The organism is Blautia faecicola, from assembly GCF_004123145.1.
Taxonomy (GTDB): Bacteria; Bacillota; Clostridia; order Lachnospirales; family Lachnospiraceae; genus Oliverpabstia; species Oliverpabstia faecicola.
The window spans coordinates 1165467-1181824 of sequence record NZ_SDKC01000001.1 but is presented as its reverse complement, the minus strand read 5'-3'; the positions used below and the strand labels follow the sequence as shown (position 1 = coordinate 1181824).

The 16358-nt window shown below is 47.0% G+C and carries 14 protein-coding genes and 1 other annotated feature; all 14 genes read right to left on the bottom strand.

What is annotated here, in order from left to right:
- Window positions 1-85: 85 nt before the first annotated feature.
- On the bottom strand, window positions 86-3442 hold the full coding sequence (locus tag ETP43_RS05280; protein WP_129257289.1) for a TRAP transporter large permease subunit: 3357 nt from the start codon (window positions 3440-3442) through the stop codon (window positions 86-88).
- Entirely contained in the window at window positions 3439-3945 is a 507-nt protein-coding gene (locus tag ETP43_RS05275; RefSeq protein WP_129257288.1) for a TRAP transporter small permease, read from the bottom strand. The genes ETP43_RS05280 and ETP43_RS05275 overlap by 4 nt, the downstream gene beginning before the upstream one ends.
- Window positions 3946-4208: 263 nt before the next feature.
- Window positions 4209-4449: a binding site (T-box leader), on the bottom strand.
- Window positions 4450-4554: 105 nt separating this feature from the next.
- Window positions 4555-5304, bottom strand: coding sequence for a YdcF family protein (locus tag ETP43_RS05270; RefSeq protein WP_129257287.1), 750 nt, complete (start codon window positions 5302-5304; stop codon window positions 4555-4557).
- Between the two features lie 338 nt (window positions 5305-5642).
- Window positions 5643-6143, bottom strand: a complete 501-nt coding sequence (locus tag ETP43_RS05260; RefSeq protein WP_022173103.1) for an SEC-C metal-binding domain-containing protein — start codon at window positions 6141-6143, stop codon at window positions 5643-5645.
- A 939-nt stretch (window positions 6144-7082) separates the two neighbouring features.
- Window positions 7083-7562, bottom strand: a complete 480-nt coding sequence (locus tag ETP43_RS05255) for a methylglyoxal synthase (RefSeq protein WP_022399679.1) — start codon at window positions 7560-7562, stop codon at window positions 7083-7085.
- 32 nt (window positions 7563-7594) lie between these two features.
- The gene (locus ETP43_RS05250; protein ID WP_129257286.1) at window positions 7595-8392 is read right to left on the bottom strand and encodes a zinc dependent phospholipase C family protein; all 798 of its coding nucleotides are present in this window, start codon (window positions 8390-8392) and stop codon (window positions 7595-7597) included.
- Between the two features lie 394 nt (window positions 8393-8786).
- Window positions 8787-9515 (bottom strand): Crp/Fnr family transcriptional regulator, encoded by a 729-nt coding sequence (locus ETP43_RS05245; protein ID WP_129257285.1) that lies wholly within the window; start codon window positions 9513-9515, stop codon window positions 8787-8789.
- A 16-nt stretch (window positions 9516-9531) separates the two neighbouring features.
- Window positions 9532-10722: a phosphopentomutase gene (locus ETP43_RS05240; RefSeq protein WP_129257284.1), complete on the bottom strand. Its 1191-nt coding sequence runs from the start codon at window positions 10720-10722 to the stop codon at window positions 9532-9534.
- A 44-nt stretch (window positions 10723-10766) separates the two neighbouring features.
- The gene (locus ETP43_RS05235; protein WP_129257283.1) at window positions 10767-11186 is read right to left on the bottom strand and encodes a cytidine deaminase; all 420 of its coding nucleotides are present in this window, start codon (window positions 11184-11186) and stop codon (window positions 10767-10769) included.
- 27 nt (window positions 11187-11213) lie between these two features.
- The gene (gene deoC, locus ETP43_RS05230) at window positions 11214-11879 is read right to left on the bottom strand and encodes a deoxyribose-phosphate aldolase (RefSeq protein WP_129257282.1); all 666 of its coding nucleotides are present in this window, start codon (window positions 11877-11879) and stop codon (window positions 11214-11216) included.
- 33 nt (window positions 11880-11912) lie between these two features.
- Entirely contained in the window at window positions 11913-12692 is a 780-nt protein-coding gene (udp, locus tag ETP43_RS05225; protein WP_022399685.1) for a uridine phosphorylase, read from the bottom strand.
- An 82-nt stretch (window positions 12693-12774) separates the two neighbouring features.
- Window positions 12775-13716, bottom strand: a complete 942-nt coding sequence (locus ETP43_RS05220; RefSeq protein ID WP_129257281.1) for an ABC transporter permease — start codon at window positions 13714-13716, stop codon at window positions 12775-12777.
- Window positions 13716-14819: an ABC transporter permease gene (locus ETP43_RS05215; RefSeq protein WP_129257280.1), complete on the bottom strand. Its 1104-nt coding sequence runs from the start codon at window positions 14817-14819 to the stop codon at window positions 13716-13718. The genes ETP43_RS05220 and ETP43_RS05215 overlap by 1 nt, the downstream gene beginning before the upstream one ends.
- The gene (locus tag ETP43_RS05210; RefSeq protein WP_129257279.1) at window positions 14812-16356 is read right to left on the bottom strand and encodes an ABC transporter ATP-binding protein; all 1545 of its coding nucleotides are present in this window, start codon (window positions 16354-16356) and stop codon (window positions 14812-14814) included. Before ETP43_RS05210 ends, ETP43_RS05215 begins: the two co-directional genes overlap by 8 nt.
- Window positions 16357-16358: the final 2 nt, after the last annotated feature.

The window sequence follows — 16358 nt, the reverse complement described above, 5'->3', positions numbered from 1 at the left end:
TATTTTTCACTTTCTGCCTTCAGAAAGTGAAAAAAGCGTGGAAAAGAACCTTGTTTGTTCCTTTTCACGCTTTTTTATTCACTTCTTACTGAAATGCAGCAATCAGTTCTTTGGCATCATCGTATCCCTGGTTTTCCAGTTCTTTCTGATACCACTCATCGATTCCGTCTACGGCATTCTTGAAGGAATCGATATCCATATCTTCCTTCTTTGTAATGGTTACACCATTTTCATTCTGCCAGCGGCTCATAATCTCGTCATCTCCGGCGCGGTTGATCTCACGTTCATAGTCGGTAGCGAGTTTTCCGCACTCATCGATGACTTCCTGCTGTTCCGGTGTCAGGCTGTTGTAGATGTCTGCGTTGATGCAGAAGAACAGGCAGTCATAGTTGGCGTTCCACAGAGAACAATATGGCTGTACTTCCTGCACACTGGCTGCATCGATGGCCGGCAGCGGATTCTCCTGTCCTTCTACGGTTTTCTGCTGCAGGGCCGTATAAGTTTCGGACCAGTTCATGTTGGTCGCATCTGCGCCCCATCTCTTATAACACTCCATCAGCAGGTTACTTCCTGCCACACGAATCTTCAGGTTTTTCATATCTTCTACGGATCTGACTTCCTGTCTGCTGTTGGTCAGCTGGCGGAAGCCATTTTCTGCAATTCCCATACAATGCAGTCCATATTCATCCAGGATTGCTTTCAGTTTTTCTCCTGCCTCTCCGTCAAGCTTTGCATCGGCATCTTCTACAGAATCAAACAGGAACGGTAAGGATACCACATTAAATCTCGGGTCAAAAGCAGAATAGATCAGGTTGCTGTGCATGGAAATCTGTACCGGATCTCCATCGATCAGAGCCTGAATACCTTCCGACTGGTTTCCGTTGGTCAGCTGATCTGCTGCATAAACATTGACTTTAATTTTACCGCCTGTCGCTTTTTCTACCAGTTCACCGAATTTTCTTCCGCCTTCTGCCCAGGTACTGGTTTCTGTGGTAGAGCAGGTGAAGTTCCAGGTCTGCTCTGTCCAACCCAGATCACTGTGATCTTCCACATCATACGTTCCGGCAGAAGCACTTCCCGCATTGCTGGTAAATGCAGCGATCAGATCTGCGGCATCCTCATATCCCTGATCTTCCAGCTCTTTCTGATACCACTCATCGATACCATCTACTGCTTCCTTGAAGGAGTCGATATCCATCTCTTCATTCTTTGTGATCGTCACGCCATTTTCTTCCTGCCAGCGAGTCATGATCTCATCATCTCCGGCACGGTTGATCTCACGTTCATAATCTACCGCTTTCTGTCCGGCTTCATCAACAACGGCCTGCTGTTCCGGTGTCAGGCTGTCGTAGATATCTCCGTTGATACAGAAGAACAGACAGTCATAGTTGGCATCCCACAGTGAACAGTACGGCTGTACTTCCTGTACACTTGCTGCATCGATTGCCGGCAGCGGATTTTCCTGGCCCTCTACGGTCTTCTGCTGCAGTGCGGTGTAGGTTTCGGACCAGTTCATGTTGGTCGCATCTGCGCCCCATCTCTTGTAGCATTCCATCAGCAGGTTACTTCCTGCCACACGGATCTTCAGGTTCTTCATATCTTCGACGGATTTTACTTCCTGTCTGCTGTTGGTCAGCTGACGGAATCCGTTTTCTGCAATACCCATGCAGTGCAGATTGTATTCATCCAGGATTGCTTTCAGTTTTTCTCCTGCTTCTCCGTCGAGTTTCGCATCTGCATCTTCTACAGAATCAAACAGGAACGGTAAAGATACTACGTTAAATCTCGGATCAAATGCAGAGTAGATCAGGTTGCTGTGCATGGAAATCTGTACCGGATCTCCGTTCATCAGTGCCTGAATACCTTCGGACTGGTTTCCGTTTGTCAGCTGATCGGCTGCATAAACATTGACTTTGATCTTACCGCCGGTTGCCTTCTCCATCAGTTCTCCGAATTTTCTTCCACCTTCTGCCCAGGTACTGGTTTCTGTGGTGGAACAGGTGAAGTTCCAGGTCTGCTCTTCCCAGCCAAGATCACTGTAATCTGCGATATCATTATAGGAATCTTCGGAACCACCGGTGCTGTCTTGTGCATCGTCTGCACTGTCAGAAGAAGCCGTTACCGTTCCGCTGTAAGCACCATTTTCTCCGGCCAGTGCTTTCGGCAGGAAGGTCGAAATTCCGGGAATATAGGTGATCAGTAACAGTACAACCACAGACGCTCCGATCATCGGCATAACAGCCTTGGAAATCTGCTGAATGGTAACTTCCATTCCTTTTTTCAATTTGACAGAAATCGCAACAAACAGGTTGACACCTACCGGAGGAGTTACCTGTCCGATGGCCAGGTTGACCGTTGCCACGATACCAAATGCTACGACATCGTATCCCAGTGCCTTACATACCGGCAGCATGATCGGGATAAAGATGTACATGGCAGAGTTTGCATCAATAAAGCATCCTGCGATCAGGAAGATCACATTGACGATCAGAAGGAATACAAACTGGTTATGCGCTACGCTTCCAAGCAGATCGGAAGCTGCCTGTGCGATACCGAATTTGGTACATACGAAGGAGAACAGGGAGGCACTTGCCACGATCAGCATGATACCACCGGTGGTCTTCGCAGAATCTACCATCAGATCCCACAGATCTTTGATCTTGATATCTTTATAGATAAATAATCCTACAAACAGACCGTATACAACGGATACGGCTGCTGCCTCGGTCGGTGTGAAAATACTTCCGTAGATACCGCCAAGGATGATAACCGGCATCAGGAAGCCCCAGAATGCATCTTTGAACGCATCCCATCTCTCTTTGGCACTTGCTTTTTTCTGTGTCGGCTGGATGTTGTGTTTTCTTGCCTCCAGCATAACAACGATCACCAGAGCCACACCCATCAGGATACCAGGAACGATACCTGCGGTAAACATATCTGCGATGGATACGCCTGTGATAGACGCATATACGACAAATGCGATACTCGGCGGAATGACGATCGCGATCGAACTCGAAGTCGCCATCAGTGCCGTGGAAAACGGTGCGGAAAATCCGCCACGCTCGATCATCGCCGGGATCAGTACCATACCCAGTGCGGCAACGGTTGCCGGACCGGAACCGGAGATTGCTCCAAAGAAGCAGGCTACGATAACACACACGATTGCGATACCACCTCTGGTGTGTCCCACGCAGGTATCAACGAAACGGATCAGTCGTTTGGAAATACCGGCTTTTGCCATGATGTTACCGGACAATACGAAGAACGGGATTGCCAGCAACAGGAATTTGCTGATACCGGAATACATGTTGGTTGCCACGATCGTCAGTGAAGTACCGGAGTACAGGATCGCACAGATCGATGATAATCCCAGGCAGATACCGATCGGGATTCCAAGGATCAGGAATACAAAAAACGAAACAAATAATACCGCACTGATCATTTTTCCTGTCCCTCCTTATCTTTTTTGCTCTTTACACAATAGTCAACAAAATATTCAATCATATGAAGTGCCATGCAGGCTGCTCCGATCGGCACGAAAGACCAGAAGATCCATTCCGGCCAGTTCAGTACGAACGTTCTCTTTCCGTTCTCTAACTGAGTGATAACCTTGTCCAGACCATATTTAAACAGCACTACAGTAAATGCAACACTCAGAACTGTGTTGATCACCATCAGTACCTTCTGTCCTTTCGCGGACAGTCTGTCCGGAACCAGTGACAGATTAACCAGCTCCCCGTCACGTGCGGCCAAAGCAGCAGCCATCAGCGTGATCAGTACAAATACCGCAACGACAAGTTCTTCGGTAAATGACCAGGACTGGTGAAGGAGCTTACGGGATAATACATTGCCCACAGTAAGCACCACAATCAGGATCGTAGCCAGGACAAGAATCAGCTTTTCCACCATAGCTACGCCGTTCATGATTTTTTTGTACGTTTTCATTACGCATCCTCCCTTGTTTTTTTGACTAGCCGTATCGTGTCCGGTTTCTTTTTTCTTTCAGGTGATTTTTTGCATAACGAGAAAAATACGCTTCGCGAATTTTTCTCGTTGCATTGCATATCAATAATTGATCCAGTAGATCAATTTTGATTATTGCGGCGGTCGCTTGCGGCATCTACCTTATACGCCGCAGTGCGCATCCTCGCGGATTTTTTTACTTTACAGGGAAGCAATTTCCTGTAAAGTAAAAAAATCCGCCCCGAACTCGGGACGGATAAAAATATTCCGCAACCACCCTGTTTCCTCCTTGAAACAAGCACGAATACAACGCACCAGCATACGCGGTTTCTGTAACGGGAAACGCCCGTGAAAGCCTATTCGATCCTTCTTTCGACTTTCCTTCTCAGAGATGATCTTCAAAGCAGGAAGGTTACTGTCTCTCACCACCGGCAGCTCTCTGAAAACGCTTACACTGTTTCTACTTCTTCTCTTCACTGAATTTCTTTCTTATATTACCACGTTAAAGTGATTCTATCGCATTTTCGTTTGTGCGTCAATATATTTTATATATATTCTTTTTTATTTTTTTATTTTGCACAAAATATATGTTTATCTTTTATGCAACATTTCCCTTGCCAATGCAAATGCTTCCCGCACCCGATAGTGATACAGCAGGACACTCTTACACGGTGCTGCGATACCACAGACTCTCTGATATCCATACCTTTTTGCCAGCAGGACACCCCGGTATACATGGAAATTGTTGGTGATAATACCCACCTCATCATGCTGATAATCCATATATTTTCGGCTGAACCGGAGATTCTGTCTGGTCGTTGTGGATTTCGCTTCCATCAATAACCTCTCTTTGCTGATTCCTGCATTTACCAGATACCGGCACATGCACTCCGCCTCCGAGATTTCTTCCAGTTTTCCCTGTCCTCCGGACAAAATCGCAATCGTCTCCGGATTCGCACGCAGATACTCTTTTGCGGTATCCAGCCGGTCTTTTAATGCTCTGCTCGGCTTCGTTCCCTTCACCTGGCATCCCAGCACGATGATATAATCGAGATTTTCCACACCCTGCGCCTTCATCCCGGTTCCGATCTGATATTCCAGATAAAAAAACATTCCAAGACCAGCCAGGATACAGACTCTCAGGATAACAACTACGGCTCCCGGCACAAAAAACGGAATACCGGCAATCTTACATCCGATCCGACATCCGCCCCAGGCAGCCAGCAACAGCCCCGCCACCAGCCAGATCCACAACCCGGACACCCGGTAACCGGCGTATCGGACACCTGCTATGTAATACAAAATAAATATCATTCCCAACAGGATCGTAATAACTCCCATACGTTCCTCCTATCTTTCTTATACACAGCCACCGTTCTCACGGTAACTGCCAGTTTTTTCGTATAAATACGAACTTTCACCTATAATCGGGTAGGATGTAAATAATTATTTTATTTACATCCTACCACACCACCTGGCATACGGTTCCGTACCAAGGCGGTTCTTTAGTTTACATAAACTACTAGATAATAGTCAAACATGGAGGTATATCCTAACTTGGCTATTATTTTATTCGAAAAGATTTGGTTCAAGACTTTCACCCATTAGAAACGTGCGCCGCAAGGCGCACACGAAAAAGAGCGGGTAGTTTCTCTGCTCCCCGCTCTTTTGCATTTTCCTTATCTTCCGCAACAGAATTTGTATTTCTTTCCGCTTCCACATGGACACGGATCGTTTCTTCCAACTTTTGCACCTTTGATGATCGTGCCGGATTTCTTCTGTTCCATGTACAGAGTTTTCTTCTTCTCCGGTGTGAAGATCTCATCCCACATCGGCAGCTCATACAGCCAGTCTGCTTTTGCGTCTACCATGTTCTTGTAAAGCAGCTCTTTATCAAATCCCAGATTGACTTCGGTATCTTCTTCCATCTCTTCGATCGGGTTCTGAACCTTTAAACTGTCATTAATACCATCCAAGAAACCTGTCATTGTCATAACATTGACTTTATATTTATCAGCCAGTTCCTTAACAGTTCCACGTACTACTTCATCCGGATTGGAAAGCAGCTGTTCGTAGATCCCTTTTTCAATTACAAAATATTCTGCCCAGAATTTCTGCAGTTTCGCTTTATCTGCCTGCTGAGAGTATGCAACATCTCTCCACTGTTTTAATAATCCCATGATTACTGTACCTTCCTTCAATTCAATTGGTAAATTATACTCCACGGATCTGCTACTGCTCATATAATTTTCTTTCAGTAGTCCAGACACTTCCGTGTGACTCTCTTTAGTATAAACGAAATACCGCAGATTTTCAAGCACAAATCACGTTTTCTCATGCTCCAGACCACACAAAAAAGTGAGTACCGAAATCTTCTTTACGATTCGATACTCACCTTACATTGCCGGCTCTATCATTGCATAACCTCTCTTTCTTAAATTATAAGGTAAATCATAAACTTTCTGGTGGTCTGTACCTCCTGCTTTTTTAAATTTTTAAATGGGGTAAATCCTTACTTTCTCATTGGACTGTACCTGACTTTCTTAAAATTTGTTTTTTAGGTGTACCTTTACGTTTTCGGTGGTCCGTACCTTCCTTTCTTGAAAATTACATCTGGAGGGATGCTGCCTTTGAACTTTACGTTAAGTTTCTGGTGGTCTGTACCTCTCTTTCAAGTTCCTTTATTATTGTGTTTCGTTCTTTTCTTTTGTTGAGTATATAGTAACTCTTCTTCCTTATTTTGTCAATAGTTTTTTATAATTTATTTTATTCTTTTAAATTTTCAGAATCTTTTATCATTCAAGTACACTTTTCTCACTTATCCAAAAGAACTTTCCAGCCACTTCCCCTTGCCTTACTCTTCCTCCCCCCACCACTACCCAGAAAGGGAGCGCAGGCAAGACGGGGACGGACAACCTTATGCTGGTGCTTTTAGCAAAGATGAGATCCAGCATTTACGAAGACTTTCGCGAGGGTCAGCCGACCCTCGTGAACATAGTCGTAGTTAATGCTTAGCTCAGCTTTGCGTTACCAGCGGTTGTCCGTCCCCGTCCTGCCTGCGCTCCCTTTCGTCCGAATAGCCGATAATCCGAGCATCCAACAAATCCGAGTAACACTCCTTACTTCTGGAAAGCCTTCACCCTCTCCTGAATCGTAACATTAAAATTCTCCACTCGTCTCTCATAAGTCTCCTCCATAAACTTCGACGTCAGCAGAAAATCCGCCGTAGCCAGATTATTCGCAACCGGAATATCATAAACCACCGCGATACGAAGCAGCGCCCGCACATCCGGGTCGTGTGGCTGTGCCTCTAACGGATCCCATAAAAACACCAGAAAATCGATACCGCCCTCAACGATCCGGGAACCGATCTGCTGATCTCCACCAAGAGGACCACTGCAGTACCCCTTCACCGGAAGACCCGTCTTCTCCGCGATCAGCTTCGCCGTAGTACCCGTGCCACACAGAAAATGATTCTTCAGTACATCCTTGTTCCGGTCACACCACTCCACCAGCTCTTTCTTCTTACCGTCATGAGCAACCAGCGCAATGTGCTTCGTCTTCTCCATCGTAAAACCGATAAACTTCTCATTTGTCATAAACATTCCTCCTTCATTCTTTATAGATTTCCTTAATGATAATCTCTCAAAAAACGACTCGAAAGCGTCGTTCCCGTTCCATACAGACACTGATACAGATTCTCTAGAATCGCCGGTGTCTCATCCAGTGCCTTCTGATAAAGCTCCATCAGCCGTGTTGTTGACTCCCTGCATGAAGGATTTGCCTTTTCCCGCATCACCTGACCTTCCAGGATATCATAACATCCCAGTACATGCATGCCGCCAAGCACGATCTTTTCCTTGATCGGATTCCTGCAGGTCAGAAGCTTATCATACATCTTCTGTCCCTCCAGCGCCCGGTGAATCTGCTTCGGTGTCACCGATGGGAACATCCGCGCGATCACCCTGCAGTTTTCCTCCGAATCATCCAGGACACTCGCCGGAAGATACACCCTCGGCTCCTTTCCCGTCTCCAGCATCAGATACCGGTCAAGTTCTGTCTCGATCTCCGCGTGAGAGATCCCCGTCTGCTTCTCAAACCTTCCCACATATCCGTGGCAGGTGCTGTCCAGCATAAAATGGCAGGCAAATCCAAACAGATACGATGCCAGCTGCGGTGACGGGCTGATCTCAAACTCCCGGATTCCTTGCTGGAAGAATCCAAACGCCGGTTCTTTGTGCATCCGCGGTCCGATCTTATTGATCCGGCTCTGCGGCAGGCGAACCGGTTTGTAATAAAAGAAAATATCCGGTCCGTGCTGACCGATCCGGTACAGTCCCTTTCCCTTTCGGATCACCGCTTTGATATGTTCCGGTAATTTCTTGTATACATCTTTTCCAAACTTGTCATGCGTATATGTTGTCGGCATATCTATCGTCCCCTTTTTTCAGTTCGGGAAATACTCCCGTTTTCTATTATCCCCTATCGTTGTTCAAAAGTTATGAATTGCAGGTTAAATTCCTGTAAACCTGCTGTGCAATTCCATTCACACAAATTATTATAATTCTTTTCGCTGCCGGAAACAAGAAAATTTATTCTGAAAAAATCTGAAACTTTTGTGTTTCTTTCTGAATATCTTCTCATTTTCCGGTCATACTATAAATAGCCGGTGGGGAGATGACACAAAGGCGTGACGCTTTTCATTGGCCCGAAAGAAAAACTGCGCCGGATCCCCCCTCCGGCCTGGAATAACGAAAGAAGAGATGAAATACTTATCCTCCCCTTTATAAGCTGTCGCCCTGTGCGGCAGCTTTTTTATTGCTTCAGTCAATATCCAGCTTTTCCGCAATCTGTGCTTTCATTCTCTCATACTGTTCCTGATTGATTTTGATCTGGTTCCCCTGTTTTTTGATCAATCCCTGTTCAGAAAGTTTTTTCACCGCCCGGTTGACGCTTTTCAGACAAAAGCCTGTCTTGTCAGCCAGACTTTTCTGCCCTTCTCTGACCCACAACACACCGCCCTGTCCGTACTGCTCAAAATAATCCACAAACAGCAGCGCCAGCCGGTCCGCTCCCTGCATCAGCAGAAGGCTCCGCTCATTTCGCGCCTGCTCTAACAGATATTCACCAACCAGCTTTGCCTCATATTTGAGGGCATGAATATCCGCATACATCCATTTTTCAAACACTGCCCTTGGAATCTTTACGATCGTGCACCGCGTAACCGTCCGCAGCGACGTCTTATACTCCTCCAGATCCATCAGAAATTCCATTCCGCCAAAAGCATACACATTTTTAAACTGCATGTAATCATACGCCACTCCGAACACCCGATAGTCTGTGGCTACCACGATCCCCTGTGCCACCAGATAGATCGTATCCGCCGGATCATTTTCCCGGACAAACGTCACTCCTTTTTCCAGTGTCTCCACCGTGAACGCATCCAGAAGCCACAAAGGAGCAGTCTGAAAATACCGTTCAAACTGCTCCCTTCTGTCTTTTTTTACATCTTTTAAAAACGGTAGCCTCTGGTACAAATATGCTTTTTCCATACTCTACCTCTCTTTTTTATACCAGTTCTTTTAAAATCGAAGTTCCGATCGTTCCCTCCGGCATCTGTACCCCGAAGTTTTCTGCGATCGTGGCACCAATGATTGCAAAGGTATCCTGATTTGGCAGTTTGCCGCCCTCTTTCATCTGTTTTGCATAGGCGATAAACGGCACATACTCTCTGGTATGATCGGTTCCGGTGTAGGTCGGATCGTTGCCATGGTCAGCGGTCAGGATCACCAGATCGTCCTCCCGCATGGTTTCCATCAGCTTTCCAAGTCCTTTGTCGAACTTTTCGATCTCTCTTCCGTAACCCTCCGGGTTTCTGCGATGTCCCCACAGAGCATCAAAGTCTACCAGGTTAACAAAACACAGTCCGTGGAAATCCTCTTTGCAGATGTCTACCGTCTGCTCCATACCGTGTAGCGAACTTTCGGAGTGGTAGGTCTTTGTGATTCCTTCGCCACAGAAAATATCATTGATCTTTCCTACGCCGATCACATCGTAGCCTGCATCTTTCAGTGCATTTAATGCGGTGGCGTTGGACGGTTTCAGGGCGTAATCGTGGCGGTTGCTGGTGCGTTTGAACTCACCTTTTTTCTTTCCGATATACGGTCTTGCGATGACGCGTCCCACTCTCCACTCATCTTTCAGTGTCAGTTCTCTCGCGATCTCGCAGCAGCGATACAGATTCGCCAGATCAAACGTCTCTTCATTTCCACAGATCTGTAACACGGAATCCGCGGATGTATACACGATCATCGCTCCGGTGTTGATCTCTTCTTCTCCCAGTTCTTCGATGATCTCCGTGCCACTCGCACTCTTGTTTCCGATGACACGCTTACCACAGCGCTTTTCCAGTTCGCCGATCAGTTCCTGTGGAAATCCGGTTTCCGTGAAGGTTTTGAACGGTTTTGTCGTGTTGATTCCCATCATTTCCCAGTGTCCGGTCATCGTATCTTTGCCGTTGCTGGTTTCGCCGATGCGAAGGTAACGTCCGATCGGGTTCTCCACGCCTTCCATCTTGCCGCCTTTGTGAAGGTTCAACATTCCGAGTTTTTTCAGGTTCGGGATATCCAGTGTTCCCATGGTATCCAGGATATGTCCGAAGGTATCCACGCCCTTATCGCCAAACCGTTCCGCATCCGGCATCGCACCGATACCCAGAGAGTCCAGTACGATTACAAATATTCTTTTATATGCTTCCATCTTAAGTCCCTCCTGTTCCTGCCATTTTTTTCATTATATCCCGTTTATGCAAGATTTGCCGGTCCGAATCCCTGTGGAAGAAGTTCTTCCAGCGTATACACATCGTATTGTTCTTTGCTCACTGCAAGGATCACTTTGAAGGTTTTCGGATCGCAGAATTCCATCATGACCTGTCTGCACACGCCACACGGTGCTGCGTATTCGGTCAGCACGCCGTCTTTTCCGCCGACGATACAGATCGCATCAAACTCCCGTACGCCTTCGCTTATCGCCTTGAAAAATGCGGTACGCTCCGCACAGTTGGTCGGTGTATACGCTGCATTTTCAATGTTGCAGCCGGTGTAATACAGACCGTCTTTTGCCAGCAGTGCTGCTCCCACGTGAAAATGAGAATACGGTACATAGGAGTATTGCAGCTGTTCGATCGCAAGATCAATCATTTCTTCTATCTGCTTTTTTTCCATCTTGTTTCCTCTTTTCCGTCTAAAATCTTAATATCCTGTTGCTTCTTCCTTTTTGATCAGTTTGATGATACGGCTCGTTCCGAGACGGTCCGCGCCGAGTTCCAGGAATTTTTCCGCATCGTCCATGCTGGAGATGCCGCCTGCTGCCTTGATCTTCACGCCCTCGCCCACATGTTTCGCAAACAGTTCAATATCGGCAAAAGTCGCACCGCCGGTGGAGAATCCGGTGGAAGTCTTGATATAATCGGCACCTGCGCGCGTTACGATCTCACACATTTTGATCTTCTCTTCGTCTGTCAGCAGACAGGTTTCGATGATTACTTTCAGGACTTTCTCCCCGCATACTTCTTTTAAGGTGCGGATCTCGTTTTCGATCGCATCGTATTTTTTGTCTTTCAGCCATCCGATGTTGATGACCATATCGATCTCATCGGCACCGTTTTCCAGCGCATCTTTTGTTTCAAATGCTTTGGTAGCTGTGGTCATATAGCCGTTCGGAAATCCGATAACGGTACAGATGGCTACTTTTCCCTGTACATACTCACTCGCCTGTTTTATATAGCTTGGCGGAATACACACGGATGCGGTCTGGTATTTTGCACCGTCATCACAGATCTGACGGATTTCTTCCCAGGTGGCTCCCTGTAATAACAGGGTATGGTCTACATGTTTTAAGATCTCATTTGTCTGCATAACTTATTCTTCCTCTCTGAATCCAGAATGAAATTATTTGTTCTGGTCTGCTTTGATCATGTTACGGATTGCCTGTACGGCTACCTGGATCGCTTTTTCGGTATCGTGTACCACCGGGTTTTCCAGTCCCAGTTTTTCTCTTTCCTGATTGGCTACGACCAGGAAACAGGAGCCAGCGCGGACTCTCAGGTGGCTTGCCACGATAAAGAGTGCTGCGGATTCCATCTCGGAAGCGAGGCAGCCCATGCGTTTCCATGCCTCCCATTTGTTCATCAGTTCGTAGCTGACCGGTTTTGTCTCCGGCTCATGCTGACCGTAAAAAGCGTCTTTGCACTGTACCACACCGGTATGATACTGGCAGCCTTCTGCTTTTGCAGCTTCCACCAGTGCATTGGTCACGGACAGATCTGCCACTGCCGGGAACTCGATCGGTGCGTACTCTTTGCTAGTTCCTTCCATACGGATCGCTCCGGTGGCAACGATCACATCACCGCTCTTTACTTCTGTCTGCATACCGCCACACGTACCGATACGGATAAAGGTGTCTGCACCGCAGCGATACAGTTCTTCCATTGCGATGGATGCGGACGGTCCGCCGATACCGGTGGAGGTCACACTTACTTTTACCCCATCAAGAGTTCCTGTATACGTTACATATTCTCTGTTGTCCGCTACAAGAACCGGATCATCAAAATATTTTGCAATCTTTGCACAGCGTTTCGGGTCACCCGGCAGGATCACATAGCGTCCCACTTCTCCTTTTGCTACCTGAATATGATACTGTCTGCTTGCATCTTCTGAATAATTTTTCATGTTTATACCCTCTCTCTGTTTCTTTTTGCAGCTGTCCGGCGTTATCCCAATGTTTGCCGGACAGTTGATGTATTTTTTATTTTTATCTCTGTCCCTTATCGTACGGGATACCTTCCGCTTTCGGTGCTCTGGATTTTCTAGAGATAAATGCCAGAACAACCAGAGAAATAATATACGGAAGCATGTTATATAAACTGCTTGGCAGTTTCAGTGCCACTAACGGGGCAAATCCTGTATACACGTTGGACAGTGCACGGAAGAATCCGAATAACAGGGCTGCCAGTCCGATATTGACCGGTTTCCACTGACCGAAAATCATAACGGCAAGTGCAAGGAAACCAAAACCTGCCACACCATTCTCAAATTTCCATTCGCTGACACCGGCGGTGATATAGACCAGACCGCCAAGTCCGCCGAGTGCTCCGGAGATCAGGACACCGGCGTAGCGCATTTTGTATACGGAGATACCTACGGAATCTGCTGCCTGCGGATGTTCGCCACATGCACAGAGGCGCAGTCCGAATCTTGTTTTGTACAGTACAATATGTGCTGCGATCAGAACGAGTACGACGATCAGCATAAACCAGTTAAATTCAAAATCTCCGATATTTACCAGAAATACCTGTTTTGCTTTCCGGTATACGATCGTGGAGGATACGTTGTCCGGGTTCTCTGCCACGTTGATGGCTCTTACGATGACAACGGCTGCCGCTGTTCCCATCAGGTTCAGTGCAGTACCTACCAGTGTCTGGTCGGCATTGAAGTTAATAGCTGCCACACCAAGAAGCAGGGAAAACAGTACACCCATCAGAAGGCTTGCCAGAACGACTAGTAAAAACATCACGATCGCCGGTACGCCTGCCGGAACGAATTTCATCGCCAGGGCTCCGCCGAGTGCTCCCATAACCATGATTCCTTCCAGCCCGATGTTGATGACACCACTGTGTTCCGAAAAGCAGCCGCCAAGGGCTACCAGCGCCAGTACAGAGGCGAAAATTAATGTATATTGAATCAGTAACAACATCAGCGGGTACCTCCTTTCTCTTCTTTCTTATCCAGATAACGGTTCAGCCAGCGTTTGAAGAAAAATACAAACGCGCACAGATAAATGATAAAGGCTGAGATCAGATCAGAAATCTGTGTACAGTATAACGTGGTATCCACATAGGTTCCACCGCTGGTGATATGCTGGATAAAGTAAGAAGCAAACAGGGTTCCGATCGGATGCAGGCCGCCAAGGAACGCAGCTGCGATTCCGTTAAATCCCATTGCCGGTACGCTGGTCTGCTGTACCATCCACTGCTCGATACCGCTTAAGTAGAAGACGCCTGCGCCAAATCCTGCCAGACCGCCTGCGATCATCATGGTCACGATGATATTTCTCTTTTCTTTCATACCACAGTATTTTGCTGCCTGTCTGTTGCTTCCGGTTGCCTTTAATTCATAACCGAATTTTGTTTTGGACAGGATCACCCATACCAGGATTGCCATCAGGATGGCTAACGGTACACCGATGGTCATGTATTTGTTATGAAACAACTGATCCAGACCCAGTTTCGGGAGCATGGCTTTCTGATTGAAGTTAAACAGCAGTTTGGTATACGGTGTGGAAGTATCTTTTACCGTTGTCAGCAGCATGTTCACGCCGTACAGAGAGATCCAGTTCAGCATGATACAGGAGATAACTTCGTTTACATTTAAGTACGCTTTCAGTGCACCGGAGATTCCTCCGACGATAGCTGCCACGATCACACCTGCCAGAAGGCATACATACCACGGCATCTCAAATTTCAGTGCCATGTACAGACATCCGCCCGCACCTACGACATACTGTCCGGCTGCACCGATGTTAAATAAGCCCGCTTTGTAGGCAAATAATACGGACAGCGCACACATTAACAGGGCAGATGCCTTGATCAGTGTCGTACCGAAATACTTCGTTGCCGCCGCTGCATTCGGATAGTAGAAAAAGTTCTTCATAATTGCCACGATTGCTTTTCCTGCGCCCGCCGGATTGATGATCAGCAGTACGATATAACCGATCAGAAGACCGATTGCGATACAGATCAGGGAGGCAAGCACCGTCTGAAAAGCATTATTTCTCAACAGCTTCTGTTTTTTATCCATTTTCTTTTGTCCCCTTTCTCTTTGAGCCTGCCATATACAGTCCCAGTTCTTCTACGGAAACTTTCTTCGGATCAAATTCTCCTACGATTTCCCCTTCGTACATTACCAGAATCCGGTCAGATACGTTCATGACCTCATCCAGTTCCAGGCTGACTAACAGTACTCCTTTTCCGGCATCTCTTTCTGCTACCAGCTGTTTGTGGATATATTCGATGGCTCCTACATCCAGACCACGGGTCGGCTGTACGGCGATCAGAAATTCCGGATTCTTGTCGATCTCTCTTGCGATGATCGCTTTCTGCTGATTACCACCGGACATGGAACGAACGGTTGTGATCGCACCCTGACCGGAACGGATATCATACTGTTTGATCAGGCGGTTTGCATAGGAACGGATCGCTTTTCTTTTCAGGAATCCAAATTTATTCGTAAATTCCGGCTCAAAATACCGTTCCAGAATGATATTGTCTTCCAGTGAGTAATCCAGCACCAGACCGTGTTTGTGACGGTCTTCCGGGATATGGCTCATACCGGAGGTGATACGGTTTCGGATGGACATATTTGTAATGTCCTGTCCGTTCATCGTGATGGTTCCTTCTTTTAAAGGCTCCAGTCCAGACAGACCGTACACCAACTCTGTCTGCCCGTTGCCGTCGATGCCGGCGATGCAGACGATCTCACCTCTCCGCACATCGAAGGATACGTGATTGACTGCGCTATTTTTGTGGCGTTTGGATGCCACGGTCATATTTTTGACGCTCAACACCACTTCTTTCGGCTGTGCTGGTTTCTTCTTTACCACGAAGTTTACGTCACGACCTACCATCATCGCAGATAATTTTTCCGGTGTGGTGTCTTTGATATCTACGGTTCCGATGTATTTTCCTTTTCGAAGGACGCTGCAGCGGTCGGCAACTGCCATGATCTCTGCCAGTTTATGGGTGATAAACAGAATACTCTTTCCTTCTGCTGCCAGGTTTTTCATGATGGTCATCAGTTCCTGGATCTCCTGCGGTGTCAGCACAGCGGTCGGCTCGTCGAAGATCAGAACTTCGTTGTCACGGTAAAGCATCTTTAATATCTCGGTTCTCTGCTGCATACCTACGGTGATATCTTCGATCTTTGCGTCCGGGTCTACTTCCAGACCATATTTTTCAGAAAGTGCCAGGACTTTCTTTCTCGCCTCGTCTTTTTTCAAGAAACCGCCTTTTGTCGTGGTTTCCACACCCAGCATGATGTTATCCAGGACAGTAAAACATTCCACCAGTTTAAAATGCTGGTGTACCATACCGATGCCCAGTGTGTTGGCATCGTTCGGATCCTGTATGTCTACTTTTTTTCCGTTTTTGTGGATTTCTCCTTCTTCCGGCTGATATAAGCCAAACAGTACGCTCATCAGGGTGGATTTTCCTGCACCGTTTTCTCCCAGGAGTGCGTGGATCTCACCTTTTTTCAGCTGCAGCGTGATATTATCATTTGCCACGATGCCAGGGAACCGTTTGGTTATGTTCAGCATTTCAATGACGTATTCGCTCATAG